The 24,945-nt window shown below is 71.3% G+C and carries 25 protein-coding genes; 14 read left to right on the forward strand and 11 right to left on the reverse strand.

All coding sequences use genetic code 11. The annotated features are described in order from the left end of the window. The first annotated feature begins 2 nt into the window (after positions 1-2). The 3 genes from WMF34_RS22810 to WMF34_RS22820 all read left to right on the forward strand — a co-directional run bounded on the left by WMF34_RS22810 (position 3) and on the right by WMF34_RS22820 (position 3,858). Positions 3-1,592, forward strand: coding sequence for an ABC transporter ATP-binding protein (locus WMF34_RS22810; protein ID WP_437994661.1), 1,590 nt, complete (start codon positions 3-5; stop codon positions 1,590-1,592). Beyond that, a complete protein-coding gene (locus WMF34_RS22815) occupies positions 1,589-2,263 on the forward strand; it encodes a cysteine hydrolase family protein (RefSeq protein WP_437994537.1) in 675 nt (224 codons plus the stop codon). Before WMF34_RS22810 ends, WMF34_RS22815 begins: the two co-directional genes overlap by 4 nt. 467 nt (positions 2,264-2,730) lie before the next feature. Further along, the gene (locus WMF34_RS22820) at positions 2,731-3,858 is read left to right on the forward strand and encodes a hypothetical protein (RefSeq protein ID WP_437994538.1); all 1,128 of its coding nucleotides are present in this window, start codon (positions 2,731-2,733) and stop codon (positions 3,856-3,858) included. An 86-nt stretch (positions 3,859-3,944) separates the two neighbouring features. Here the strand turns inward: WMF34_RS22820 and WMF34_RS22825 are convergent, their stop codons facing one another. Then, positions 3,945-5,063: a BMP family ABC transporter substrate-binding protein gene (locus WMF34_RS22825; protein ID WP_012237050.1), complete on the reverse strand. Its 1,119-nt coding sequence runs from the start codon at positions 5,061-5,063 to the stop codon at positions 3,945-3,947. Between the two features lie 250 nt (positions 5,064-5,313). On the opposite strand from WMF34_RS22825, the gene WMF34_RS22830 reads away from it, so the two are divergent. From WMF34_RS22830 to WMF34_RS22865, 8 genes are all read left to right on the forward strand, one after another. Further along, entirely contained in the window at positions 5,314-5,625 is a 312-nt protein-coding gene (locus WMF34_RS22830) for a cupin domain-containing protein (RefSeq protein ID WP_231865009.1), read from the forward strand. A gap of 270 nt (positions 5,626-5,895) precedes the next feature. Continuing rightward, positions 5,896-6,786, forward strand: a complete 891-nt coding sequence (locus WMF34_RS22835; protein ID WP_437994539.1) for a hypothetical protein — start codon at positions 5,896-5,898, stop codon at positions 6,784-6,786. A gap of 276 nt (positions 6,787-7,062) precedes the next feature. Then, positions 7,063-8,145 carry an ABC transporter ATP-binding protein gene (locus tag WMF34_RS22840; protein WP_437994540.1) on the forward strand — a complete coding sequence of 361 codons (1,083 nt, stop codon included), beginning with the start codon at positions 7,063-7,065 and terminating at the stop codon, positions 8,143-8,145. Then, on the forward strand, positions 8,142-8,867 hold the full coding sequence (locus tag WMF34_RS22845; RefSeq protein WP_437766896.1) for an ABC transporter permease: 726 nt from the start codon (positions 8,142-8,144) through the stop codon (positions 8,865-8,867). Before WMF34_RS22840 ends, WMF34_RS22845 begins: the two co-directional genes overlap by 4 nt. Then, the gene (locus tag WMF34_RS22850) at positions 8,864-10,849 is read left to right on the forward strand and encodes a Gldg family protein (RefSeq protein WP_437994541.1); all 1,986 of its coding nucleotides are present in this window, start codon (positions 8,864-8,866) and stop codon (positions 10,847-10,849) included. Before WMF34_RS22845 ends, WMF34_RS22850 begins: the two co-directional genes overlap by 4 nt. Beyond that, entirely contained in the window at positions 10,846-11,892 is a 1,047-nt protein-coding gene (locus tag WMF34_RS22855) for a DUF4340 domain-containing protein (protein WP_437994542.1), read from the forward strand. Before WMF34_RS22850 ends, WMF34_RS22855 begins: the two co-directional genes overlap by 4 nt. 170 nt (positions 11,893-12,062) lie before the next feature. Beyond that, on the forward strand, positions 12,063-12,692 hold the full coding sequence (locus WMF34_RS22860) for a hypothetical protein (protein WP_157906849.1): 630 nt from the start codon (positions 12,063-12,065) through the stop codon (positions 12,690-12,692). A gap of 4 nt (positions 12,693-12,696) precedes the next feature. Next, complete coding sequence (locus WMF34_RS22865) at positions 12,697-14,433, forward strand: serine/threonine protein kinase (RefSeq protein ID WP_437994543.1); 1,737 nt, start codon at positions 12,697-12,699, stop codon at positions 14,431-14,433. 15 nt (positions 14,434-14,448) lie between these two features. On the opposite strand, the gene xerD is transcribed toward WMF34_RS22865, so the two are convergent. Next, entirely contained in the window at positions 14,449-15,339 is an 891-nt protein-coding gene (gene xerD / locus WMF34_RS22870) for a site-specific tyrosine recombinase XerD (RefSeq protein ID WP_044968992.1), read from the reverse strand. A 158-nt stretch (positions 15,340-15,497) separates the two neighbouring features. On the opposite strand from xerD, the gene WMF34_RS22875 reads away from it, so the two are divergent. The 3 genes from WMF34_RS22875 to rpmB all read left to right on the forward strand — a co-directional run bounded on the left by WMF34_RS22875 (position 15,498) and on the right by rpmB (position 18,004). Then, positions 15,498-16,361, forward strand: a complete 864-nt coding sequence (locus WMF34_RS22875) for an N-formylglutamate amidohydrolase (RefSeq protein ID WP_231865011.1) — start codon at positions 15,498-15,500, stop codon at positions 16,359-16,361. A gap of 13 nt (positions 16,362-16,374) precedes the next feature. Beyond that, positions 16,375-17,457 (forward strand): hypothetical protein, encoded by a 1,083-nt coding sequence (locus WMF34_RS22880; RefSeq protein WP_437994544.1) that lies wholly within the window; start codon positions 16,375-16,377, stop codon positions 17,455-17,457. A 322-nt stretch (positions 17,458-17,779) separates the two neighbouring features. Then, entirely contained in the window at positions 17,780-18,004 is a 225-nt protein-coding gene (gene rpmB / locus WMF34_RS22885; protein ID WP_012237062.1) for a 50S ribosomal protein L28, read from the forward strand. A gap of 319 nt (positions 18,005-18,323) precedes the next feature. On the opposite strand, the gene WMF34_RS22890 is transcribed toward rpmB, so the two are convergent. The 9 genes from WMF34_RS22890 to rpsP all read right to left on the reverse strand — a co-directional run bounded on the left by WMF34_RS22890 (position 18,324) and on the right by rpsP (position 24,909). Continuing rightward, the gene (locus WMF34_RS22890) at positions 18,324-19,373 is read right to left on the reverse strand and encodes a hypothetical protein (RefSeq protein WP_437994545.1); all 1,050 of its coding nucleotides are present in this window, start codon (positions 19,371-19,373) and stop codon (positions 18,324-18,326) included. Beyond that, a complete protein-coding gene (locus WMF34_RS22895; protein WP_012237064.1) occupies positions 19,370-20,095 on the reverse strand; it encodes a DUF72 domain-containing protein in 726 nt (241 codons plus the stop codon). Before WMF34_RS22895 ends, WMF34_RS22890 begins: the two co-directional genes overlap by 4 nt. 89 nt (positions 20,096-20,184) lie before the next feature. Then, the gene (locus WMF34_RS22900; protein ID WP_437994546.1) at positions 20,185-21,132 is read right to left on the reverse strand and encodes a lysophospholipid acyltransferase family protein; all 948 of its coding nucleotides are present in this window, start codon (positions 21,130-21,132) and stop codon (positions 20,185-20,187) included. Between the two features lie 72 nt (positions 21,133-21,204). Then, positions 21,205-22,386: a tRNA epoxyqueuosine(34) reductase QueG gene (gene queG / locus WMF34_RS22905; RefSeq protein ID WP_012237066.1), complete on the reverse strand. Its 1,182-nt coding sequence runs from the start codon at positions 22,384-22,386 to the stop codon at positions 21,205-21,207. Between the two features lie 71 nt (positions 22,387-22,457). Beyond that, positions 22,458-23,033, reverse strand: coding sequence for an RNA methyltransferase (locus tag WMF34_RS22910; RefSeq protein ID WP_012237067.1), 576 nt, complete (start codon positions 23,031-23,033; stop codon positions 22,458-22,460). After that, positions 23,030-23,824: a tRNA (guanosine(37)-N1)-methyltransferase TrmD gene (gene trmD / locus WMF34_RS22915; RefSeq protein WP_012237068.1), complete on the reverse strand. Its 795-nt coding sequence runs from the start codon at positions 23,822-23,824 to the stop codon at positions 23,030-23,032. The genes WMF34_RS22910 and trmD overlap by 4 nt, the downstream gene beginning before the upstream one ends. 40 nt (positions 23,825-23,864) lie before the next feature. After that, entirely contained in the window at positions 23,865-24,377 is a 513-nt protein-coding gene (gene rimM / locus WMF34_RS22920; RefSeq protein WP_012237069.1) for a ribosome maturation factor RimM, read from the reverse strand. A gap of 12 nt (positions 24,378-24,389) precedes the next feature. After that, on the reverse strand, positions 24,390-24,641 hold the full coding sequence (locus WMF34_RS22925; protein ID WP_012237070.1) for a KH domain-containing protein: 252 nt from the start codon (positions 24,639-24,641) through the stop codon (positions 24,390-24,392). A gap of 1 nt (position 24,642) precedes the next feature. Beyond that, positions 24,643-24,909 (reverse strand): 30S ribosomal protein S16, encoded by a 267-nt coding sequence (rpsP, locus tag WMF34_RS22930; RefSeq protein ID WP_012237071.1) that lies wholly within the window; start codon positions 24,907-24,909, stop codon positions 24,643-24,645. Between the last annotated feature and the right edge of the window lie 36 nt (positions 24,910-24,945).

Below are 24,945 nucleotides of genomic sequence, written 5' to 3' on the forward strand. Positions count from 1 at the left end.
CCATGGACCCGCGCGTCTTCACGAGCCCCACGGCGAGACCGCCCCGCGCCGCCGCCCGGGAGCCCGGCCCCCCCACGCCGCCGCCGGCGCTCTCCGCGGCGGGGATCACGAAGCGGTTCGGGCCGCTGCTCGCGCTCGACGACGTCTCGCTGCGCCTCACGCCCGGGAGCTTCCACGCGCTCCTCGGCGAGAACGGCGCCGGCAAGAGCACGCTGGTCAAGTGCATCATGGGCTATCACCAGGCCGACGCCGGCGAGGTGAGGGTCGGCGACGCGGCCCTGTCCATCAGGAGCCCGCGCGACGCGCAGGCGCTGGGGATCGGCATGGTCTACCAGCACTTCACCCTCGTGATGAACATGACGGTCGCCGAGAACCTCGTGCTCGCGCGCGCGTCGCTCCCCCTCGTGATCGACTGGCGCAAGGAGCGGGAGGCGATCCGCGCGTTCATGGAGCGCATGCCCTTCCGGCTCGATCCGGAGCGAACCGTCCGCGCGCTCGCGGCGGGCGAGAAGCAGAAGCTCGAGATCCTGAAGCAGCTCTACCTCGGCAGCAGGATCGTCATCCTCGACGAGCCCACCTCGGTCCTCACGCCCGGGGAGGCGGACGAGGTGCTCGGGATGCTCCGGTGCATGGCCGACGAGCAGCGGATCAGCGTGCTCATGATCTCGCACAAGTTCCGCGAGGTGACGGCGTTCGCCGACGAGGTCACGGTGCTGCGGCGCGGCCGGGTCGCCGGCCGTGGCAAGGTCAAGGACCTCACGCCGGCGGCCATGGCCGAGATGATGGTCGGCGCGCAGCCGGCGCAGGTCTCCGCGGCGCGCGGCGACGCGCCCGCCGGGGAGCCGATCCTGCGCATCGAGGGGCTCGCCGCGAGCGACGATCGCGGGCGGCCGGCGCTCGACGGCGTGACGCTCACGGTCCATCGCGGCGAGATCGTCGGCATCGCCGGCGTCTCCGGCAACGGGCAGGAGGAGCTCGTCGAGGTGCTCGCCGGGCAGCGCGCCGCGCGGGGTGGCAGCGTGCTCGTCCATGGCGAGCCGTACGGCGCCGGGCGCGCGCAGATCCAGCAGCACCGGGTGCGGTGCCTGCCCGAGGAGCCGCTGCGCAACGCCTGCGTCCCCGCGATGTCGGTCGCCGAGAACATCGGGTTCCGCGTCTTCGACAGGCCGCCCTTCACGAGGCTCCGCTGGGGCGTGCGCCGGGCGGCGCTGAGGCGGTCGGCCGAGCACCTCGCCGCGGAGTACGCCATCAAGGCGCCCTCGGTCGACGCCCCGATAGGCAAGCTCTCCGGCGGCAACGTGCAGCGCGCCGTCCTCGCGCGCGAGCTCGGCATGGACGAGGACATCGCGCTCCTCGTCGCCGCAAACCCCTGCTTCGGGCTCGATTTCGCGGCCGTGGCGGAGATCCGCTCCCGCATCCTGAAGGCGCGCAACAGCGGGACCGCCGTCCTCCTCGTGAGCGCGGATCTCGACGAGATCTTCGCCATGGCCGACCGTGTCCTCGTGATGAGCGAAGGCCGCATCGTCCACGAGTCGCCGATCGCTTCGGCCGACGTCGCGGAGATCGGCCGCGCGATGGCGGGGCACCGATGACGGCGCGGCCCCTCGAGATCGCGGCGAGGCCGTACCCCTTCCGCGTCGCCGATCGGGACGCCGTGGCGCTGCTGGTCATCGACATGCAGCGCGACTTCCTCGAGCCCGGCGGCTTCGGCGCGGCGCTCGGCAACGACGTCAAGCGGCTCCAGCGCATCGTGCCGACGGTCCGGCGCGTCCTCGACGCGTTCCGCGACCACGGCCTGCCCGTCATTCACACGAAGGAGGGTCACAGGCAGGATCTCTCGGACTGCCCCCCTGCGAAGCGGAGCCGGGGTGCTCCTGGGATGCGGATCGGCGATGTCGGGCCGATGGGCCGCATCCTGGTGCTGGGCGAGCCTGGCAACGACTTCGTGCCCGAGCTCGCGCCGGCGCCCGGGGAGCTCGTCGTACCGAAGCCCGGAAAAGGCGCCTTCTACCGGACGGGCCTCGACGCCAGGCTGGCGGCGCTCGGCGTCTCGCACCTGATCATCGCCGGCGTGACGACCGAGGTCTGCGTCCAGACCACGATGCGCGAGGCGAACGATCGCGGCTACGAATGCCTGTTGATCGAGGACGCCACCGAGAGCTATTTCCCCGAGTTCAAGGCGGCGACCCTGGAGATGGTCCGTGCCCAGGGCGCGATCGTCGGCTGGACCGCCCCCGCTGCCGCCGTCTTAGAAGCGCTCTGATCGAAGGAGTGTGAAGACGGCTTATTCTGGACCCGAGAGGAGATGTCACCGGCTGGGAGCGGGTACCGTTCCCCCGCTGGGGGAAGCCCGCGCCCGTCTTGAGTTGTTCTGGCATGTGGAGCCACGGGAGCGCCCGGCGCAGATCCTCGTGGGCGAGGGGGAGTTGGAGACGGAGGTCGCTAGGAGCCTCGGGATGCCCGTCGGGACCGCATTCTCACGGCTTCGCCGAAGGCGGATGCGCCTTGCAGGCGTACTCAAGCGGCGCCGCCGCCTCCGGTAGACTCCACTCGTCCACCGAGCAGATGCCCTCGTCTCATGGGGACATCGATGCGCGCCGTGCTGTAGTTATCGGGCGAATGCACCCTCGGGAGCAGTGCGTTCACCCGTAGCGGCGTCCCGTCGGGAGCGTAATGCCGATCACGTGTCGCTGTGGACAGTGCCCACGCGGAGGCTGTAATAGAGAAGATATGGCAAAGAGGTTGCGGCCGGTCTGGTTGTGGGCGGCAACGGCGTGGATGGGTGGCGGGTGCGCGGCGCTGGTGGGGCTGGAGGACAGCTATTACCAGCTGGACGGGAGCGAAGGCAGCGGCGGAAACATTGGCGATCCCGCTACCTCCGGCAGTGCGAACCCTGGCGGTTCGGGCGGTGCCGATCCAGGCGCCGGAGGCAGCGATGGCGGCAGCACCTCCTCCAGCGCCACGGCTTCCGGCGGTACGGACCCCAGCGGCTCGGGTGGCGCCGCCCCAGGTACCGGAGGCCGCGACAGCACCAGCACCTCCTCCAGCGCCACGGCTTCCGGCGGCGCCGACCCAGGCACCGGAGGCAGCGACAGCAGCACCTCCTCCAGCGCCACGGCGTCCGGCGGTGCAGATCCCGGCGGCTCGGGCGGCGCGGACCCAGGCGCCAGCGCCGGCGGCAACGACAGCAGCAGCAGCAGCACGTCCTCCGGCATCACGGATCCCGGCAGGTGCAGCATCTTCTGCTCCGACTTCGAGGGCGGCTCGCTGCCTTCCGAGATCCAGTTCTTCCCGGACTACCTGCGGCCGAGGATGGGCGAGTTCGTGACGCTGGACAGCACCGGTCACAGCGGCACGCGCTCGGTCAAGGTCTCGGGCACGGACTTCAGCCAGATGCTCGGCGTGGCCGTGCCGAGCAACTTCTGGGGCAGGATCTACCTCAAGAGCGCCACCGACATCCAGATGGGCCACAACACGTATGTCGCGGCCGTGGACGGCAACGGCGATCCCAACAACGGGGAGCAGATCCGCATCGGCGAGCACCAGTGTCAGCTCGAGCTGAACCGCAAGAGCGACGACAAAGAGATGCTCTCGAACGGCGGCATGTACATGTGCAGCGGCGGCGTGAAGCTCGTCGCGAACACCTGGTACTGCCTCGAGTTCCACTACGACGGGCCGGGCCGCTCGGTGAGCGTGTTCGTGGACGGCGCCGAGGTCAACGCGATGCACGTCACGGACTGGGGCCCGTACGACTACAAGCTCTTCAAGTTCGGGTTCGAGAAGTACCACGGCGGGGCCAAGACGATGTGGTACGACGACCTCGCGCTCCACTCGGAGCGCGTCGGCTGCGGCACGTGAGGCCGCCCCGCGCAGCGCCCTTACCTCGGCAGACCGCTCCTCGACGGGCGCTCCTCGAGAAATCGTCGCTTCCTCGACCAGGTGTACTAACGCGTTGAGCCGAGGGCGCCGGCTACGAGGTAGTCCATGCTCTCGAGCGCGATGTCGGTCTGCTGCTGCGCGACCGAATCGGCGATCACCACCTTGCCCTCATTGTTCATGATGGGCCCCTGGAAGATGGTGAGCGTGCCCTCCGTGAGCTTCGCCTTCGCCTCCTCGGCCTTCTTCTTCGCCTCCTCGGAGACGGCGGGGCCATAGGGTGAGATCTTGATGTACCCCTCCTTGAAGCCGCCGCGCAGGAGGTGCGGATACGGCTTCCCCTCGCGGATGAACGTCATGTAGTCGGTGTAGACCTTGGACCAGTTCCACTCGGCGCCGGTCAGGTACCCCTTCGGGGCGAGCGTCGCCTGGTTCGTGTGGTAGCCGGTGCTGAACGCGCCGCGCCGCTCCGCGAGCTCGATGATCACCTTCGGCGAGTCCACGTGGGCGGTCAGGACGTCGACGCCCTGATCGATGAGGCTGTTGGCCGCCTCCGCCTCCTTGACGGGCATCGACCAGTCGCCGGTGAAGATCACGGCCGTCGTCACGCTCGGGTTCACGCTCCGGGCGCCCAGCGTGAAGGCGTTGATGTTGCGGAGCACCTGCGGGATCGGCTTCGCCGCGATGAACCCGAGCTTGCCGCTCTTCGTCGTCATCCCCGCGACGATGCCAGACACGTACTCGGCTTCGTCGATGTAACCGAAATAGCTGCCGACATTGCTCGGGTGCTTCGACCCGTCGTAGAGGCCGCCACAATGGAGGAAGATCTTGTCCGGGAACTTCTCCGCCACCTTGAGGATATGCGGATCGAAGTAGCCGAAGGACGTCGGGAAGATCACCGTCGCGCCATCGAGGTTGATCATGCTCTCGAGCGTCTTCTGCACGGCGACCGTCTCGGGGACGTTCTCCTCCTCACGGGTCTTCACGCCGGCCAGCTTGGCGAGCGCGGCGGCCCCCTCGGCGTGCGCCTGGTTGTAGCCGTAGTCGTCCCTGGGGCCGACGTAGATGAACCCCACCGTGAGCGGCTGATCGCTCGACCCCTCCTTGCTGCAGCCGGCCGACGGCAGGAGCGAGAGCGAGAGGAGCAGTGGACGGAGGATGGCGAGGAAGCGCTGCCCCCGTGCCACGCCATCCGCGGGGAACAGAGGAGTTCGCGGTGTGCTCTTCACGCCATGGATGTGTACGCGACTCCTCATTTCTGGAACTTTTCCCACGCGTGAATTTTGCGCGCTTCGCGCGATTACCGTTGAGCGCGCACGGCGCGCTGTGGCATGGTTCCATCAACACTGGAGACTCGCGATGACAGCTACAGTTCCAGCAGCGACGCGGGATTTTATGCCTGTGCAGTTGCCATTCATCATTGCGAATGTGGCAACGATGGCCGCTCATCCGGAGTCGGTCCCCTGGCGGCGCCTCCGGGAGGGCGTCGAGATTCACCGCCTTTACGGCAGCAGCGACGCAGGCGCCTCTGCCGCGCTCCTGCGCTACGCGCCGGGGGCATCCGTGCCGCAGCACGTCCATCGCGGCCATGAACACATCTTCGTGCTCACAGGCTCGCAGTCGGACGAGCGCGGGCACCACCGCGCCGGCACGCTCGTGATGAACGCCCCGGGCAGCCGCCACAGCGTCTCGAGCGCCGAGGGCTGCATCGTCCTCGCGATCTGGGAGCAGCCCGTCGTCTTCATCTGATTCATCCTCATCTGATCGTCTGGACACCGGCCCACGCATCAGGACATCCGGGCCGCTCATCTGGACATCTCCTTTCCACCCCCTCGCGCCATGCGGGGCTTCGCCGCGTCCAGACACGAAGGCCAGCGGGCTCACGCCGGCCTGACCTGGGTCCGGGGTGCGACATCGCCGCAGGCACGTCCTCGCCGGACCGCGAGCGCGCCCCCGGCGCTCGCTTTCTCGGGGCGCAGAGGTTCAGGTACGCTGCGCTTTGCCGTAGGCTGGACGCTCATGGATTTGCGCGGGAAATCGCTCCCTCCGGGGCCGCTCGTCACGGACGAGGACATCCGGGAAGAGCTCCGGCGGCTGTTCGACGCCGGTCCCGACTCGGGGCTCGTCATCCGGGTCTACGGCGAGCCGGGCGAGGGGGCGGCCGCGGCGGACGCGTTCCGCGAGATGTTCGCGTCGCTGCGCATGTACGAGGGGAAGCCGCAGGACCAGCCGCTGGAGATCCTCGTCGACGCGCCGAGCAAGGCGCACATCGCTCGCGCGCTGTCCGTGCTCGGCCACAAGCAGCACCAGAAGCGGATCCTCGATCACATCCTCACCACCTTCGGGCGCCGGCTGATCGACCCGCTCGCCGAGATCCTCGACACGACCCCGACCGGCTCGGTGACGGCGCGGCTGACCATGCTGCGGGACATCTTCCTCGCGCACGTCGCGGATCTGCGGATGACGCCGGAGTCGCAGCAGATCCTCTCGAGCGATCTGCGCAAGCTCCTGAGCGACGACTACCTGGCGATGGTGGCCGAGAACGAGGAGCGCGTGCAGCGCCCGCGCGTGGCGATGCTCGCGCAGCAGATCCTCCGGCTCGTCGGCTCCACGTTCCACAACGCGCTCAAGCGGTGGCCGGCGCACGCCGAGCAGATCGCCTCCTCGATCGCGCGGCGGAGCCCGAAGAAGGTCCGCCTGAGCGAGGTGCCGAAGCTCATCCGCGGTCAGATCACCGACGGCATCGAAGAGTTCCTGTGGATCGAGACGAGCGCGGACATCGAGGGCGCGCTGCGCCCGATGCTCGCCGAGCACCAGGACGTGATGCCCGTGACGCAGGCGACGCTCGACCGATCGACGTACCGCGAGTTCGCGGACGCCTGCTGGGCCATCATCGCCGAGCACTGCTGACGGCTGGGCGAGCGCTGCCGGATCGACGATCCCACCGCGCTGCAGGCTGAGATCCATCACGTCCTGGTCGCTTCGCTCACGGCTTCACCGACTGTCCTGCCCGATGCGTCTGGAGGGAGAGACCCCCTCCGGAGCGAGCCCCCGCGCGCGCCGCGTCGGGAATGATTTCCGCCTCCCGCTGTTGTAAGGGGCCGCTGGCGCCTGGGCCGCCGCGCTCTGCGGCGTCCGAATCGCCGGCGCGGAGAGCTTCTTCCCTTCGCGGAGGGGTGCACGGCCGTGATCGAAATCAGCGACCTATACAAGTACTACGGCGACCGGAAGGCCATCGGGCCCCTGTCGTTCTCGATCGAGGCGGGAGAGATCGTCGGTCTGCTCGGCCTGAACGGCGCGGGCAAGACGACGACGCTCAGGATCCTCGCCTGCGATCTGCTCCCGTCCGCGGGCCGCGTGCTCGTGGACGGACTGGATGTCGTCGACCACCCCCACGAGGTGCGGTCCCGCATCGGATACCTCCCCGACAGGCCGCCGCTCTACGACGAGATGAGCGTGCGCGCCTTCCTCCACTTCGCCGCGCGCCTGCGCGGCGTCGACGCCGGCGCGGCCGACGCGCGGGTGGCCGAGGCGCTCGCGGTGACGCAGCTCGACGACGTGGCCGCGGACCCCATCAGCTCGCTGTCCCACGGCTTCAAGCAGCGCGTCGGCATCGCGCAGGCGATCGTGCACAAGCCGCGGCTGCTCGTCCTCGACGAGCCGATCAGCGGCCTGGATCCCGTGCAGATCGTCGAGATGCGCGCCCTGCTCCGGAGCCTGCGCGGCAAGCACACCATCGTGCTCTCCAGCCACATCCTCTCGGAGATCAGCGAGACGTGCGATCGCATCCTCGTGATCCGGGACGGCGAGATCGGCGCGCAGGGGACCGAGCAGGAGCTCTCGGCCAAGCTGCTCCACGGCGTCCGGGTCGAGCTCACGGTGCGCGGCCCCGCGGCCGAGGGCGCGGGCTACCGCGTGGCGCGCGGCGAGGCGGCGAAGGCGCTCGAGCTCGCCCGCGAGGTGGAGGGCGTCACGTCCGTCGAGCAGCTCACCACGACGGAGCCGGGGAGCGACGTCGTGAGCTTCGCGGTCGAGGCCGACCGCGACGTGCGCGCGGCGCTGTGCGCCGAGCTCGTGCAGGCGGGCATCGGCATCCTCGAGGTGAAGCGGAGCGAGCGCGAGCTCGAGTCGGTGTTCCTGCGGCTCGCCACGCGCAGGGCGCCCGGGGCGAAGGACAGGTCCGCCGCGGCCGGCAGGGCGGGCGCCGGCGGCGACGCAAGGAAGGCCCCTGCGGAGGAGCAGGCGGAGGAAGGCGAGGGCGAGACATGAGAGGGACATTGCTCGTCGCGCGGCGGGAGCTGTCCGCGTACCTGAGATCACCGCTCGGGTACGTCGTCGCTGCCGCTGCGCTGCTCATCGACGGCATCTACTTCCAGGTCGCGGCGCTCGGCTCGGGCGCGCGGCTGTCGGCGGAGGTGCTGCTCAAGTTCTTCGACGGCACGGCGTTCATCACGATGGTCGCGGCGCTCATCCTCTCGATGCGGCTCATCGCCGGCGAGCGCGAGAGCGGGACGCTCATCCTGCTCAAGACCGCGCCCGTGCGCGACGGCGAGATCATCGCCGGCAAGTTCCTCGCCGCGCTCGCGCTGGTCTCGTTGATGACGGCGATCACGATCTACATGCCGCTGCTCATCTTCGTGAACGGCAAGGTGTCCGTCGGGCACATCCTGGTCGGCTACTCCGGGGTGCTGCTGCTCGGCGCCGCGTCGCTCGCGATCGGGCTCTTCGCCTCGACGCTCGCGGCGAGCCAGGTCATCGCGGTCATCCTCGGGGCGGCGATCATCGGGACGCTCGGCTTCCTGTTCCTCGTCGCCCGCGTGACGGAGCCGCCGCTCAACGACTTCGTGAGCGCGCTGAACCTCTACCCGCTCAACCAGAAGCCGTTCCTGAACGGCGTGCTCCGGCTGGAGAACGTCGTGTACTACGTCGCGGTCGCGTACTTCTTCCTGCTCGCCGCGACCCACACCCTGAAGGCGCGGAGGTGGCGGTGAACGACAAGCAAGGTCAGGCCGACGAGGCCGAGATCCGCGGCGAGGGAGCGGGCTCCGCGCCCCTGCCGGACGCAGGGCGAGAGGCCCCGCCGGCCGGCGAGCCGGCGCCCGCCGCGCCGCGCGAGGCGCCCGCGCTCCGCGCCGGGGGCTGGATGGTCCCGGCGTACGCGGGCGCGCTCCTCGCCCTCTTCCTCGGCGAGCGCGTGGTGCCCACGATCGAGTGGCTCCGCTATGCCCTGTCGGGGCTCGGGTTCTTGACCCTGGTCCTCGTCACCGCGCTGCGCTTCGCGACCGCGGTGCGCGAGTCGGGCGAGCGCCGCGCGGTCGAGCGCGCGCTCGCGATCCTGTCGGCGCTCGGCGTCGTCGCGGTGGCGGCCTACTTCACCACGACCGACGCGGGGCAGGCCATGGTCGGCGTGTCGCGCGCCGCGCCCGAGCTGCGCGGGCGCATCGACGCGGCCACGACGGTCGCCTGGGTCGCGCTGCTCGTCATGGCGACGGTGCCGCTGTTCTTCGGCGAGGCGGCGCTCGCGCCGATGCGGCGCGCCGAGCGCATCGAGGGCCGGCGGGTGCGCGCCGCGACGCTCTCGGGCCTGACGCTCGGGTTCGCCGCGGTCTACTCCGCGCTCTTCGTGTTCGCCGCGAGCAAGCTCGATCTCAAGGCGGACTTCTCCTACTACCGCACCGCCCGCCCGGGCGAGTCCACGAAGCGCGTCGCCGAGAGCCTGACCGCGCCGCTCAAGATCACGGCCTTCTACCCGCAGCAGAACGAGGTCGGCGCCGAGGTGGAGGGCTACCTGCGCGAGGTGAAGGCGGCGTCGCCGCAGATCACCGTGGAGGTGCAGGATCGCCTGCTCGTCCCCGCGCTCGCCAAGGAGGCGAAGGTCACGCAAGACGGCGTCATCGTGCTCTCGCGCGACGGCTCGCGCGAGACGCTCACCGTCGGCTCCGACATCAAGAGCGCGGGCGCCAAGCTGAAGAGCCTCGACGCCGACTTCCAGAAGGTGCTGCTCAAGGTGATCCGGCCGCAGCGCACCGCGTACCTGACGGTCGGCCACGGCGAGCTGAACGAGTCGGCCAGCTCCCCCGAGGGGCGGACGACCAAGAACCTCCGCAAGCTGCTCGAGTCCCAGAACTACGTCGTCAAGGACCTCGGGCTCGCCCAGGGGCTCGGCAGCGAGATCCCGAAGGACGCGAGCGTCGTCATCGTGCTCGGCCCGCAGAAGGCGTTCCTCCCGGAGGAGGTCGCGGCGCTCAAGCGGCACGCCGAGGAGGGCGGGCACCTCCTGCTCGCGCTCGATCCGGACGCCAAGGTCGATCTGGATCCGCTCGCCGGCGCCGTGGGGCTCACGTGGAAGCCCGAGGTCCTGGCGAACGATCGGGTCTATGTGCGGCGGCGCTACAACGACTCGGACCAGGCGATGCTGGTCACGACGCGGTACTCCTCGCACGCCTCGGTGTCGACGCTGAGCCGCCACGCGCAGCAGGCGCCGACGATCTTCCCGGGAGCGTCGTCGCTCGACAAGCGCGAGGACGGTGGCCTGAAGATCGACTTCGTGGTCCGCTCGCTGGGCGAGACGTTCGCCGACGCGAACGGCAACTTCAAGTTCGACGCCGGCGGCGAGAAGCGCAGCGTCTACAACCTCGCGGCGGCGGTCTCGAAGGAGCTCGCGCATGGCGGGGACGACAAGGAGAAGAAGGAGCTGCGCGCGTTCGTGGTCGCCGACGCCGACGTGTTCAGCGACGCGGCGTTCAGGAACGAACCCAACATCGTGCTCGCGCTCGACGCGCTCCGGTGGCTCGGCGGCGAGGAGAGCTACGCCGGGGAGATCACGACGAGCGAGGACGTCCGGATCGAGCACACGAAGGAGAAGGACCAGGTGTGGTTCTGGGCCACGATCCTCGTGGCGCCGGCCATGGTGCTGGGTCTCGGGCTCTTCATCACGCGCCGCGGGCGGCGCGCGAGCGGGAGGCGCGCATGAGGTTGGAACGCAGCTTTTTCGTGCACCTCGGCCTTCTTGTGGTCGCGGCCTTGTCCGCGGTCCTCGTCTGGACGCGCGACGAGAAGGCGGCCGCCCTCTCGGTCGCGGACGTGACCGTCTGGGCCGGCCGCGCCGACGACGTCGAGCGCATCGCCTTCGAGGGGAAGTCGAAGTCGGTCGTCCTCGAGGCGAAGAAGGACAAGGAGGGCCGCTATTTCGTCGGCACGGCGGAGCGCAAGACGACGCCCCCGGCCGAGAAGCCGAAGGATCCGCACCAGAACCCCGACGACGCGGCGCAGGACGACGAGCCGCCCGCGGAGCCTGAGCCGACGGTCAAGACGACGACGTTCGTCTCGGTGGCCGCTGGCAACAAGCTCGCCGAGGCGATCGCGCCGCTGAAGGCGCTGCGCTCGATCGGCCGCATCGCGGACGATCGCGCGGCCGAGTTCGGGCTGGCCGAGCCCGAGGGCACGCTCACCGTCAAGCTGCGCGGCGCCGAGCGAAAGCTGGTCCTCGGCGGCGCGACGCCCGGCGGCGCGGACCGGTACGCGCGCGACGAGGCCACGGGCGAGGTGTACGCCATCAAGGGCGACATCTACCGCGATCTCGACACCGCGGAGTCACGGCTCCTGGAGCGGGATCTGCACGAGTGGAAGGACGTCGATCTCGCCAGGGCGCGCGTCATCACCGGGGACAAGCGCCGCGAGGTCGTGCGCAGCGGCGACGAGGGCAAGAAGTTCTGGGCCGATCCGGCGAGCCCCGAGCAGAACGACGAGACGGTCGGCAACTGGATGAGCAAGCTCGACCGTCTCCGTCCCACCGAGTACGTGGCCGCTGCCCCGGAGCAGAAGGAGGTCGTGGTGCGGATCGAGTACACCGGCCGCTCTGGCGACATCGGCTTCGCCGAGCTCGTGAAGGGGCCCCCCGGGGCGAGCGGCAAGCCCGACTATTTCCTGGTCACGGAGCGCACCCGCCTTTACGGCAAGGTGCCGGTAGGCGTCGCCGAGCAGGTCGAACAGGACGTCGGCGCCGTCGTCAAGTAGCCCTTGCGCCTCGTGACCGCGCCGGAGCAGCCGCCCGGCGCGGTCGGCGCGGTCAGCCTTCCGCGCGGCGCCGGCCGCGCCCTGGGGCGCAAGCTGTCTCCCCCAGTCGCTCTTTACTTGCCGTACCGGGTCCGGTCCTGCAACGCTCGGGCGCAATGTTCTTCCGACGATTGCCTACCCTAGCGCTGGGCGCTGCGGCGGCGCTCGCCGCGGCGTGCAGCTCGCCGCCTCCACCGCAACCCGTGGCGCCGCCGCCGACCGTGACCGCGGCGCCACCGCCTCCGCCTCCCCCTGCTCCGAAGCCCTGCAAGGCGCTCGATGAGCAGTGCCAGGCAGAGGCGTCGACCCGGGCGAAGATCGCCCAGAGCTCACTCGTGTTCACGCCCGCGAAGGGCTGGACCTATGCCCAGGCGGAGAGCGCCACGATCGCGCAGGCCGAGGACGAGGGCCCGGCCTTCGCGACGGCGCAGATCGACGCGGGCGAGGGCAAGCAGGCGATCGAGAAGCGCGACGCCGCGCTCGAGGCGCTGGCGCGCGAGATCAACGTGACGTTGCCGAAGAAGAAGGTGAACTGGAAGAAGCCCGACGACATCAAGGACGTCGCCGGGCGGAAGATCGGCCTGTGGCAGAAGGAGGGCGCGACCCGCGGGGCCAGGAAGGGCCCGCTGCTGATCTTCGGCGACACCGGGAAGGACGGGGAGATCGTGCTGGGGCTCGGCTTCGTCCCCGAGGACGACAACTCCGGCGCCGACGAGACCATCCTGCAATCGATCGAGTCGATCTCGGTCGCGGCGGAGTGATCGCGTGACGGCACCGAACGTCGCGCCGGGCAGCGTCATCGCGGGGAGGTTCTCGGTCCGCTCGCTCCTCGGCTACGGGGGCGCGACGGCCACCTTCCGCGCGGTGACGGCGCAAGCGCGCGACGTCGCCCTCAAGCTGTACTCGCCGGTCGTCGGCCAGCGCGCGGACGCGATGCAGCACCTCCAGCGGTACGTGGCCGAGACGAACAGGCTGCCGCCGGAGCTCGCCGCGCACATCCTTGAGGCCGGCTACGACCCGGCGACGGCCGCGCCCTTCACGGTGACGGACATGATCCCGTTCCCGTCGCTCGCCGAGCTCGTGCGTCGCCGGCCGATGGGCTTCGAGGAGGTCGGCTCGATGCTCCGCTCTCTCGCGGCGGTGCTCGACGCGGCCCACGCCCGCGAGGTCCCCCACCACGGCCTCAAGCCGACGAACCTGTTCATCGACCCGAGCGCTCCGGGGAGCGTGAAGCTCACCGACTTCGGGCCGTCCCTCGCGCGGAGCATGGTGCCGACGCAGGAGGGGTATGTCCTCTCCGCGCCGTGGCTGGCGCCCGAGCAGCTTCAGCCGGGCGGCCAGGCGGGACCTGCCGCCGACATCTTCTCCGCGGCGCTGGTCTCCTTCTTCGCGCTCACGGGCCGCTCGTACTGGCGTTCCTGCCAGGGTCAGGTGGACGTCCAGGGCTGGCAGCGCGAGCTCATGGCGCCGCGCCTCGCCGCGTCCGTGCGGGCCGCGGAGCTCGGCGTCCCGCTGAGCCCTGTGCTCGACGGCGCCTTCGCGCGCGCGCTGGCGCACGATCCGCGCGAGCGCTTCCGCTCCGCGAGCGAGCTCGCGGCCATGCTCAGCGGCTTCTCGGCGGCCGCGATCGAGGTGGGCTCGACGCTCGCCCTGTCTCCTTCGGTGAACGAGGCGGTCGCGCCCGCGCCGCCGGCCGTCGCCGTCACCGCGGCGAGCGCGCCCGCGCCCTTGCCGCCCGGCGACGCCACGCAGCTGGTGCCCCCGCCGTTTTCACCCTCGCCGCAGCCGTCGCACGCGCCGTTTTCGCCCTCGCCGCAGCCTTCTGCCGACGCGCCCGCCGGACAGGCGCCGTCGCCTTCGGCCCCGAGCCAGACCGCATCCCATCGAAGCGGCGTTCCCGCGCTGACGGCGGTCAGCACCGCGCCCCGATCGCCGTGGAGCAAGGCGGCCTCCCTGATGGTGGGCATCGTTGCGGTGCTGCTCGTCGGGGGCACGGCCGCCGCGTGGTACGTCCTGGACCGCAAGGACAGCGCGCAGCCAGACCCCAGCGCCTCGACCAGCGCTTCCGCGGCGGCTCCCCCCGCGCCGTCGGCCGAGCCCGCTCCGCCCGAGCCAGCCCACAGCGCGCCGGCCGCCGACGCCGGGACCCCGAGCGCCGAGCCCCCGATCGACGCCGGCGCCGCGACCGACGCCGGCGTGGCGACCGACGCCGGCGTGGCGACCGACGCGACGGTGAAGATCTCCTGCAAGCCCGTCGCCTGCGAGGAGATCACCATCGACGGCAAGGTGACGCAGGCCCCGGAGGTCGAGCTCGGGCTCACCCCTGGGGTTCACAAGGTGAGCGTCAAGCGAACCGGCTACTTCCCGCGGAGCCTGAGCGTGGTCGTCAAGGCCGGAACGCCGCTCGTGCAAGAGTTCCAGCTGACCGAGATCCCCCCGGCTCAGCCAGCGGGGCAGGCGGCGAGCAAGCCTTGCGGCAAATTCCTCAAGCGCTGCAAATAGCCCTCTAGCGCGCGCTCACGCGCGAGGGTGCGCCCGACGGTACGCGGCGCGCACGTGGTCGTCCGCGAGGTGCGTGTAGATCTCGGTCGTCACGACGTTCGCATGACCGAGCAGCGCCTGGACGCTCCGGAGATCCGCGCCCCCCTCGAGCAGGTGCGTCGCGAACGAGTGGCGGAGCTTGTGCGGCGAGCTCGGCTTGGCGATGCCCACGGCGCGCGCATATCCGCCGAGGAGCTTCCACACCGCCTGCCTGGTGAGCGGCCCGCCGCGCGGCGAGAGGAACAGCACCTGGGTCGCCGCGCTGCGCGGGTGCGTCGCGCGCAGCTCCAGGTAGGCGTCGATGGCGGCGAGCGCCGGCTCGCCGAGCGGCACGAGCCGCCGCTTCCCCCCCTTGCCGAGCGCCATCACGATCCCTTTGCGCCGGTCGATGTCCGCGAGCTTGAGGCGCACCACCTCGCTGACGCGCAAGCCGGCCGCGTACATCACGTGGAGCATCGCGCGATCGCGCAGCCCCTTGAACGTCCCTTGCTCGGGCGCCTCGATGAGGAGCGCGATCTCGTCGAACGAGAGCACCTTGGGCAGCCGCCGCCCGACCCTGGGTCGCTCGACCAGCGCGCACGGATCCCGCTCGATGCGGCGCTCGCGGAGCAGGAAGCGGACGAACCCGCGGACCGCGGAGAGGTGGCGCGCCGCCGAGCTGGCGCTGATGCCCGCCTGGCCGAGCGCGACCAGGTAGGTGCCGATCAGCGACTGGTCGAGCCCCTCGACCGTCGTGATCCCGCTCGCCTCGGCATGGGCGACGAGCTTGGCGAGATCATGGCCGTAGGCCTCGAGCGTCAGGGGCGCCAGAGCCCGCTCGACGCGAAGGTGATCCAGGTAGGCGTCCACCCAGGTCGCAAGGTCCACGGCCAACGGTACTTCGAAAGCGGCGAAGCGCGCCAGAAAGCCGGGCTGGGGCAGATCGACCCAGAACGCCCCGAACGGCAATACGTCTTCCTCCCTTCCGGCGTTTCACCTCCCCGTCCTGGTTCCAGCCGGACGCGGAATGCGTCACAGTGGGCCCTGTGGTGTCAGCCTTCGAGGTCATCGAGCCCCGCGGAGCGGAAAGCCCGGTCCTCGTCGAGGTACCGCACGCGGGCGTCCACGTGGATCCCGAGTCGCTGTCCTGGACCATCGCGCCGGCGCGCAGCATCGGGCGCGACGCGGACCTGTACGTCGACGCGCTCTTCCAGGACGCTCCGGCCGAGGGGGCGACGCTCCTCTTCTCCCGGATGAGCCGGCTGGTCGTCGATCTCAACCGGAGCGAGGCCGACTGCGACGGCGACGCGGTCGAGGGCGGCGGCCGGGCGCCGTACCCGCGGGGGCTCATCTGGCGCATGACCACGGATGGCGAGCCCATCCTTGCCGCCCGGCTGCCGCGGCAGGAGGTGGAGCGCCGGCTCGACCGCTTCTATCGCCCGTATCACGGCGCCCTCAGCGCGCTCCTCACCCGCAAGCGCGAGCGCTTCGGCTTCGCGATCCTCCTCTGCGCGCACTCGATGCCGAGCCAGAGCCGCCGCGGCCACGCGGAGGGCGCGATCGGTCGGGCCGACATCGTCCCCGGCACGCGCGGGCGGACGACCGCCGCGAGCGCGGTGATCGACGCGGTCGATCAGCACGCGCGCGCCTGCGGCTTCTCGGTGCGCCATGATGACCCCTACAAGGGGGGCTTCAGCACCGCGCACTACGGCCAACCGCACCGTGCCGTCCACGCCGTGCAAATCGAGATTGCACGCCGGCTGTACATGGACGAGCAATCCCTTGCCATGGATGGGCAAGGATTCCCTGCCGTGCGAGACTTCGGGCGCACCCTGGTCGCGCGGCTCACCTCAGCCGAGCTGCTCGGTCAGCTCCGCAGCAGCCCTCCCTTCGACGCCCGTGAGATCTGATCCAGCTCCATCAATGGAAAAGCCTTTCGGAGAGGCGAGCCGCGACCGCCCGCCAGCGAGCCGTCGCGCGATCGCCGAACGCGAAAAGGCAGCACCAGCCCAGCCGGAGGACGCCACAGCCGGCGAGAGCCCGGCCGACCGCGCCCAGGAGGAACCGGCCGCGGCGTCGATCAGCGTCGCCCCGGTCGATCGGCGCCTCGAGTCGAACCCGGCCATCCCGGCCGAGGTGGCGCCCCCGAGCACGCGCGAGCACGTCACCAAGCCGCTCCTCGCGTCCGAAGCGCTCATGGAGGACCTGGCGCCGATGCGTCCAGCGCAGGACGCCGCGCGGATCTGGTGTGCTGCGGTGGGCGCTGGCTTCCTTCTGCTCGGCGGCCTGTCGATCGCTGGGCTCCGCCCGGACGGCGTTGTCGCGGGGCCGCCAGCGTTCGTCCTGGGCATCGTCGCGCTGTTCACCGCGCTCACGTCGGTGAGCTATCGGCAGCGCGCCGTCGCCATGGTGGTGCTCGGGGCGATCGCGACGGTCATCGGCCTCCAGAGCTCGGGGACCGCGGTCGGCTGGGGAACCGCCCGGGCCGTCGCGGCGATAGCACTCCCGGCGGCGCTCGTCTTCCGGTCTCGCTACAGGGCCTACAGCGGCGCGCGGTGGCTGCTCGTCGCCGCCTTCCTCGTCACGCTCCCGTCCTTCGGGCATGCGATCGGACAGCTGGCTCTACATGATCCGCACCTGGGCCATCTCGGCGCCTTGCTGGTGATCCTGGCGGTCCTGTCCAGCCTTACCGGGTTCATGGGTGCGGAGACGACGGGCGCCGGGTCGTTCCTTGCCGTCGCGGTGGTGCTCGCCTTCATGGCCGACCTGGTCGTCGGCAGGCTCGCGCACCTCGACACCTTCTCGCCCCGGGACATCGTCATCGTGCTCTCCGCGGGCCTTGCGTTCGCGGCGACGTCCGCCATCACGAGCCTCGGCCTGTTCCAGATCCTGGCCTGGCGTCTGGCTGCCGACGCCCGGCGTATCGATCTGCACTCACGCCGTCCCGAGAACGAGAAGGACGGGCGGGATCGGCGTCCGCCCTCGGGCGGCGAGTGGCTGACCTAGGCCGCGCGTCAGCTGGCGCATAGGGCGTCGGGGACACCGAGGGGAGAAGCTCGTCCGGGCCGCGTTCGGCCCGCTCTCTCCCCCATCCCCTTCTGCGTCCGGCCGGCGTCAGCGCGGTGATCGACCGATCGACCTCTCCGACAGAGATTTCCAGCCCACGGCGGCGATGATCCCCCGGAGGACGCTTGACATGTCCCCCGGCTTCCTTCACTTTCCCGCGCTCCCGAGCCCCCCTGCTCCCCCGCGCAGGGCGTGCGCCCGGCCAGCTAATTCGATTTACGGTCGGGGCACCGACGCAGGGCCCCTTCCAACCGAGGACGTCATGGCGAAGAGCGACATCACTGGGAAGCGGAAGCTTCTGGCGCAGAATGTCTCCCACTCCAACATCAAGACGAAGCGCTGGCAGCTCGTGAACATCCAGACCCGGCGCGTCTGGGTCCCCGAGCTCAACCGCTTCGTGAAGCTCAACCTCACGACGCGCGACATCCGCACGATCGACAAGATCGGCGTTGTCGCCTACGCGAAGCGCTACGGCGTCGCGCTCTAGGCCCAGCGCCAGCGCGCCGGCCGGCCTGAATGTCGGCCGCCGCTTCGCGGCTGGATGCGCCGCGCTCTGTTCTCCCCCTCTCGGGGCTCGTCTCCATCCATCTTCAGCTTTTGAAGTGCCGCGTGCGTGACGGCGCGCGGCGCATGCAGCCTGCGCGAGCTGGCAGGCGTCGGCCGCAGCGCACGTTGCGCAGCGGCTCGCTGCGCCTCGCTGCAGCCTCAGCGCTCCTCCACGGCGCCCTCGATGGCCCGCGCCGCGTCGGCTAGGAAGGCGCATGGCCGGCCGATCTCCGCTTCGGCCGACCGACGCCTGCTGCGCCTCACCCCTCCGCGGGCTGCGTCCCTGCCCCCGCCATGAAGCCGGCTGCGAGGTTGGCCGTGCGCGCGTCGCGCTCGTCGCGCAGGACGGCGATGGCGGCGCTGGCGCCCTGCTGCGTGCGGACATCATGAAGGGCAGCCTCGAGCGCGGTGCCGCCGAGGAGCGCGGTGAGGGCGCTCAGCTCGATCGTGGGCTTGCCTGCGAGCGCGATCGCAGCGGCGAAGGCGCCGCGCTGGAGGATCCCGATCGGCGCGGCCGCGGGCAGGGGCGTGCCAGGGGCGAGGCGCGTGATCCCGCGGCGCACCGGGACGGCATCGCGGCCGAGCACGATCTCGAGCTCGGGGACGGTGATGCCATCGTCGGTGCGCGTGTAGGCGAGCGCTGCGACCGTGCCCCAGCCGTCGCAGGCGACGATGGCGTCCGTGGGTCGCGCCACATCCCCTACCGGCCAGGGCGCCTGGAGCGCGGTCGCCCCCTCCGCGATCATGGTCGACGCGGCTTCCACCTCGGCGGGCACCGCTTCTGCGAGGTCTTCGGCGGTCAGCGTCCCGCCTGCGACCGCCCCGCCGACGGCCAGCAGCGCCCGCTCCACATCGCGCGCCCGGAGCGCCACCGCGCCGAGCGAGCCGACCTCACGGAGCAGCGCGGCGCGCCCGGTCGCGCCCGCGCGCTCCGCCGCGGCCACACCGGAGCGAACCAGCTCACGGAGCCGCGCGCGTCCGAGGTAGCCATGCAGCAGGACCAGCATGCCGAGCGAGCGCGGAACGGCGACGTGCGCGGCCTCCGGGACGCTCTGCCCATCGACGAACCCGCGCGGCCGCGGCGCGCCGCGCCCAGGCTGGATCGCCCGTCCATCGAACGCCCTCGCGCCGACGCCGACGCCGGCCGCCAGCGCGACGGCGGGCGCGAGCAGCACGTCGGGCTGCGCGCCGGCTGCAGCGAAGAAGCCGGCGACGATCGCGTCGATCGCGCTGCCGGAGGACTCGAGCGCGGCCCGGGCGGCCGAAGCCGCAAAGGAATCGCTCGCGGTGGCTGCCGCGCCGCGGATCACTGCTCCTCGTCCTCGGCGACGAGGGTGCTGGGCATGGGCATGGTCGGCCTTACCACAGCCGACGCCGTCGAGCGATCGGGCGTGCGCGCGAGCGCCGCCGCGAGCAGCGACTTGATCTGCGCCGCGCGGTCGCCCTCGACGACCAGGAACACCTCACGCCGCCCGCGCAGGCGCTCGGCGACACGCTCGAGCGCGGCCGCTCCCATCGACGAGGACCGCCCGAGCGCGCGCAGCCGTGTGTAGACGATCGGCCCGGGCGGCGGCGCGTCGCGCGCCACGTCGAGCACCGGGATGACCTTCGCGGCGCGCGCGGTCGCGACGATGTCGTCGCGCTCCCAGATCCCGGAGGGCTCCCAGCAGCGCACGACCCCTTCGGCGGGCAGGCGCTCGAAGAGCGCCGCGAGCTTCTTGCGGTTGCTCGCCGTCGGCCGGAGCGACGCCGGCGTCTGGAGCAGGACGCACCGCGCCTCCAGCACGGCCGCCACCTCGAGCGAGGCCGAGAGCGCCTCGTCGAGGTCGCGCCCGCCGGCGAGCTCGCCGACAACGCGCGGCAGCACCACGCTGAAGACGAAGCCCGGCGGCACCGCCTTGCGCCATTTGCGCAGCGTCGTCGCGCGAGGCAGCGACGTATCGAGCGGGCGGAGCTCGACCAGATCGAAGCGATCTTTGTACTTCTGGATATCCCCCTTGAGCGAGGGCAGTCCGACGAGGAGGCGGGCCATCAGCGCGGACTCTTAACCCAGCTTGCGCGCCGATGCAGCGCGTGCCCGACGGCGGCGCGATTTCTCATTTGGGGAGCAAAATCCTTGATTTATTCGAAGTGGAACCACTGCGTCGGGTTGTCCCGGAGAAAACGCTCCATCTCCGCCGTGATCTGCCGCGCTGCCACGTCGAGCTCGGACGATCCTGGCCTGCGGGGGAGCGAGATGGGCGGCGCGATGCAGATCTCGTACTCCATGAAGCCGGTCCGCCGCGTGAACACAGGGACGATCGGCGCGCCGCTGACCGCCGCGAGCTGAAGCGGGCCCTCCGGGACACGCCAGGGCCGCCCGAAGAGCTCGACGTCGCGCCCGCGCATCCCCGACGGAAGTCGATCGATCTGGATGGCCACGACGCCCCGCCGCCTGAGGTGCGCGAGCAGCGGGAGCACCGCGAGCGGATCGTCGGCCACGTGCTGCATCCGTACGCCGACCCGATCTCGCGTCCCGTCCTGGATGGCCTGCGCTCGCTGGTCGCGCTCGCGCTGCATCACGATGAGCACGTCGGCGGCGTGCACCGATCGCAGCAGCGGCGCGGCGGCCTGCCAGCCGCCGGTATGCGCCGTGACGACGATCACGCCGAGGCCCCGCTGGAACGCGTTCGTGAAGTGCTCGTCGTTCACGCACAGGCCGGTGAGCCGATCGGGCCGGCTGCTGCCCGCGATGAACGCGTCCGTGAGACAGCTGGCGAAGTTGATGAACACCCGGGCGACGTCGCGGTACTCGTCGAGCGTCCCCCGCTCGCCCAGCGCCAGCCGGAGGTTCCTGCGCACGGCCCTCCGCTGCTCCGGCAACACCGCCCCGACGACGAGCCCGAACAACGCAGGGCTGTGCCGGACGAGGAGGTCCGGGCCGTGGGTCACCCCAGCGTCGACTGCCCGCCGCCAGAGGACGGAATCGTGCCGGCGTAGATCGTCGAGGAGCGCTCGGAGCCTGGAGGGGAGATCCACGTTGGTGCTCGTGCGCGCGGCGCCTTGCCGGCGCACACCGTAGCGGATCATCGGGCCCCCGCGAAGGGCGCCCGAGCACCGCCGCGCTCCCGCGCCGCGCTCGATCGCGGCGGGCGGCGCGCCTCAACCTGCACCGGGATCCTCGTTCGACCCGTCAGGCCTCGGCGCGCCCGGGCCCGCCGGCTCGCCGCCCCCTGCGTGGCTCACTCCCCACGCGGCGACGGCGCGCACCGATGCGTCGTCATGGGCAAGCGCTGCGGCGAGCGCGCGCTTCGCGCTCGCTGCCGCAGCGCCCTCTGCGCCGCTCGCCAGCCGGTTCGCAGCGACGATCGTCGCGTTTCGGGCGAGCCCGCCGCGTCGCGCGCGCCGGACGGGCGTCCCCACGGTCAGCGCGTCGAACGCCTGCTCGTCGAGCGCCACGAGGTCGTCGACGTCCCGCGCTTCCCATCGGGCCAGAGGATGGAACGGCGCGGTGCGCTCGAGGGCCGGGGGCGCGGTCCTGTTGAAGGGACATACCTCCTGGCAGACGTCGCAGCCGAAGAGGTGCTCACCCATGCCGGACCGCAGCGCCTCGGCCGGCGCGCTCCTCTGTTCGATCGTCAGGTACGCGACGCAGCGCCGCGGATCGAGCACGAAGGGCGCGTCGAACGCCTGCGTCGGGCACGCGTCGAGGCAGCGCGTGCACGATCCGCAGCGCTCCGCGATGGGCACGTCGGGGACGAGATCCAGCGTGGTGACCACCTCGCCGAGCAGCTGGTAGCTCCCCTGCCCCGGGGTGATGATCAGCCCGTTCTTGCCGACGAAACCGATGCCTGAGCGCGCCGCCCAGACGCGCTCCATCACCGGCTCGACATCGCAGAGCGGCCGCGCGAGCACGGATGGCGCGAGCGAGCGGATGAACGCCGCGAGCCGCCGGAGCCGCCGCTTCAGGTGGTTGTGATAGTCCTGCCCGCGCGCGTACCGCGCGACGCTCTGCGCGAGCGGCGGGTCGCGCCGCTCGCTCTCCTTGGGCCGCGCATACCTGCGGCCGACGCACACGACCGAGCGTGCTCCTTCGAGGATCGCGCTGGTGTCCAGCCGGCGCCGCTGCTCCGCGTATTCCGCGAGGTACCCCATCTCCCCGTGCATGCCGCGCGCGACGAACTCCAGGTACCGTGCGTGCTCGACCCCGAGCGGCTCGTCGGCGCGCGCGACGCCCACGACGTCGAAGCCGAGCGCGAACGCCTGCTCGCGCACCAGCCGGTCGGGCGTCGTTCGCGCCGCGCCCGCCTCCCCGGTGGGACGATCGGCATCGCGCTCGCTCATCGCAGGAGGATGGACCGGAACGGCGCGCCGCGGTGCTGGCGCCACGCTCGACGACCGCGCGCGACGCGAGATCACCCGGCGTTCCGGTCGCCGAGCAGCCGATCGAGCGTGATCGCGCACGCCGCGCGCACGCTCAGGTGGTTGTAGCCGGTGCTCGCCTCCGCCCTGATCGGCTCGATCCGGACGTCGGCATCGGCGATGACCTCTGGCGCGAGGCCCCAGCCTGTGCCGAACAGGATCACCACCGGATCGCTCGCTTGCGCGAGGCGCGCGCGGGTTGCTGCGTAGCTCGTCACCGGGAGCCCTCGCGAGGCCGCCGCGGTCGTCCAGACCTCGACGCCGCGCCGACCTGAGCCGCTCAGCGCGGAGTACACGTCGTCCAGACTGGGGACCACGCTCAGCACATCGAGCGCGACCGCGCGATCCGGGATCCGGCGCTTGCCGGAGCCGAGCACCCAGTGTTCCTTGATCCGCTCTGCCAACGCGCGCTGAGCGGCGACCGGGTGAACGACGAAGAGCCGCTCGGCGCCGTACGTGCGCGCGCTCCGCGCCATGTCGTGCAGATCGAGGTTCGTGATCGCCGTGGTCACCGTCTCCCCGGACCGGTCGAGCACGGGGTAGTGAACGAGCGCGAGCGCGAGCCTCATCGCCGCACCTCGCCGCTCTCGTCCGCGGGCGGCTCTCCCCCCCGCGCCTTACGCCAGAGGTCGGGCCTGCGCTGGGCCGTCCGCAGCTCGGCCTCCGCTCGTCGCCAGCGCGCGATGGCCGCGTGGTTCCCTTGCTGCAGCACGTCGGGCACCTTGTGCCCACGGAACTCCACGGGACGGGTGTATTGCGGGTACTCCAGGAGCCCTGCCAGCGCGGGGCTGTGCGACTCGTGCTCCGCCGACACAGCGTTCCCGAGCACCCCTGGGAGCAGGCGCACGCACGCATCGATCACCGCCATCGCCGCGACCTCGCCGCCGGTCATCACGAAGTCGCCGAGCGAGATCTCCTCGTCGACGAAAGCGCGCACCCGCTCGTCGAACCCCTCGTAGCGACCACAGACGAGCGCAACGGCAGGGCGCGCCGCGAGCTCGATGGCCTTCTCCTGACGGAAAGGCTGCCCCTGCGGCGTGAGCAGCACCCGGTGCGCGCGCGGCAGAGGCCCCGAGGACGCCGTCGCGTCGGCCCCGGGAGGCGCGCTCGACGCAACGCCTTCGGCGGCGGCTTCGTCGAGCGCCTCCAGGCAGCGGACGATGCAGTCGACGCGCATCACCATGCCGGAGCCGCCGCCGTAAGGCGTGTCATCCACGCTCCGGTGTCGGCCGAGGCCAAACTCACGCGGGCTGCGCGTCCGCACGGCGAGCGCCCCCGACGCGAGCGCGCGCCCGACCATGCCGATCGCCAGGAACCCCTCGAACAGCTCCGGAAACAGGGTGACTACGTCGATGCGCATCGAACTTGCCGAGGCGGGCTCCCTTGCCTGGAACGGCGGCTCAGACGAGGCCTTCCAGCGTCGCCAGCTGGACGACCTGCCGCTCCGCGTCCACGCTGCTGACGAAGCTCTCGGTCAGCGGGACCTCGATGGAATCTGCGCCCTGCCTCTCCACGACGAGCACATCGCAGGTCGGGTACGACTGGAGCGACCTCACGTGCCCGAGCAGATCGCCATCGGGCGTCATCACGCGCGCCCCCTCCACGTCGCAGGCGTAGAACTCGCCCTCGGAGAGCGGCGCGAACGCGTCCCGAGGGACACACACCGTCGCTCCGCGCAGGGCTTCGGCCGCGTCCCGATCGTCGATCCCGGCGATCCGCACGAGCAACGCCTTGTCGACGGGCCGCGTCGCCACGATCTTCGCGTCCCGCGCAGAGCCGTCGGGAAGGCGCAGCCTGATCGGAGGGCGCGTGAGGAGCAGGTCGGACGCCTCGTTGTAGAGGCGCAACCGCAGCTCCCCCTGAACGCCGTGCGGACGGGCGACATCCGCGACGGGAACGTAGCGTCGCTCCACGTCGGGCTCGTCTCAGTCGAGGATGTCGAGGTGCGCGCGGCGCCCCGACTTGCTCGCGGCGGCGCTCAGCAACGTCCTGATCGACTGCGCTGTGCGCCCGTCCTTGCCGATCACCTTGCCGATATCCTCGCGCGCGACCGTCAGCTCGATCCGGGGGAAGCGGTCTCCCGCAACCTCGCGCACGACGACCCGGTCCGGCTGATCGACGAGCGCGCGGGCAACGAGCGCGACGAGATCGACCAGCGGAGACGTCGACGAGGCCATGCTACTTCGCGGCGTCCGCGGGCGCGGCCGCCTGGGCCAGCCCAGGGTGCTTCAGGAGCAGCGCCACCGTGTGCGTCGGCTGGGCGCCGTTCGAGATCCAGTGCCTCACGCGGGGAACATCGAGGCGGATCTCGGTCCTGCGCGGGTCGTACGTGCCCAGCCGCTCGATGAACCTGCCGCCGCGCGGGCTGCGCTGGTCGGCGACGACGATGCGGTAGAAGGGCGTCTTCTTGGTGCCCGCGCGGGCGAGGCGAATATGAACGGCCATCTGTAGAACCTCGATCGTATGGAAGAGCCCGTGCCC

Origin of the sequence: Sorangium sp. So ce145 (genome assembly GCF_051525985.1) — a bacterium.
GTDB classification, from domain to species: domain Bacteria; phylum Myxococcota_A; class Polyangia; order Polyangiales; family Polyangiaceae; genus Sorangium; species Sorangium cellulosum_B.

Bases quoted from the DNA above. Each gene is read 5' to 3' on its own strand.
- WMF34_RS22820 (WP_437994538.1), top strand. From the start codon at position 2,731: ATGGCAAAGAGGTTGCGGCCGGTCTGGTTGTGGGCGGCAACGGCGTGG.
- rpmB (WP_012237062.1), top strand. From the start codon at position 17,780: ATGGCGAAGAGCGACATCACTGGGAAGCGGAAGCTTCTGGCGCAGAAT.
- WMF34_RS22810 (WP_437994661.1), top strand. From the start codon at position 3: ATGGACCCGCGCGTCTTCACGAGCCCCACGGCGAGACCGCCCCGCGCC.
- WMF34_RS22815 (WP_437994537.1), top strand. From the start codon at position 1,589: ATGACGGCGCGGCCCCTCGAGATCGCGGCGAGGCCGTACCCCTTCCGC.
- rpsP (WP_012237071.1), bottom strand. From the start codon at position 24,909: ATGGCCGTTCATATTCGCCTCGCCCGCGCGGGCACCAAGAAGACGCCC.
- WMF34_RS22845 (WP_437766896.1), top strand. From the start codon at position 8,142: ATGAGAGGGACATTGCTCGTCGCGCGGCGGGAGCTGTCCGCGTACCTG.
- trmD (WP_012237068.1), bottom strand. From the start codon at position 23,824: ATGCGCATCGACGTAGTCACCCTGTTTCCGGAGCTGTTCGAGGGGTTC.
- WMF34_RS22835 (WP_437994539.1), top strand. From the start codon at position 5,896: ATGGATTTGCGCGGGAAATCGCTCCCTCCGGGGCCGCTCGTCACGGAC.
- WMF34_RS22925 (WP_012237070.1), bottom strand. From the start codon at position 24,641: ATGGCCTCGTCGACGTCTCCGCTGGTCGATCTCGTCGCGCTCGTTGCC.
- queG (WP_012237066.1), bottom strand. From the start codon at position 22,386: ATGAGCGAGCGCGATGCCGATCGTCCCACCGGGGAGGCGGGCGCGGCG.
- WMF34_RS22855 (WP_437994542.1), top strand. From the start codon at position 10,846: ATGAGGTTGGAACGCAGCTTTTTCGTGCACCTCGGCCTTCTTGTGGTC.
- WMF34_RS22880 (WP_437994544.1), top strand. From the start codon at position 16,375: ATGGAAAAGCCTTTCGGAGAGGCGAGCCGCGACCGCCCGCCAGCGAGC.
- WMF34_RS22910 (WP_012237067.1), bottom strand. From the start codon at position 23,033: ATGAGGCTCGCGCTCGCGCTCGTTCACTACCCCGTGCTCGACCGGTCC.
- WMF34_RS22895 (WP_012237064.1), bottom strand. From the start codon at position 20,095: ATGGCCCGCCTCCTCGTCGGACTGCCCTCGCTCAAGGGGGATATCCAG.
- WMF34_RS22830 (WP_231865009.1), top strand. From the start codon at position 5,314: ATGGCCGCTCATCCGGAGTCGGTCCCCTGGCGGCGCCTCCGGGAGGGC.
- WMF34_RS22900 (WP_437994546.1), bottom strand. From the start codon at position 21,132: ATGATCCGCTACGGTGTGCGCCGGCAAGGCGCCGCGCGCACGAGCACC.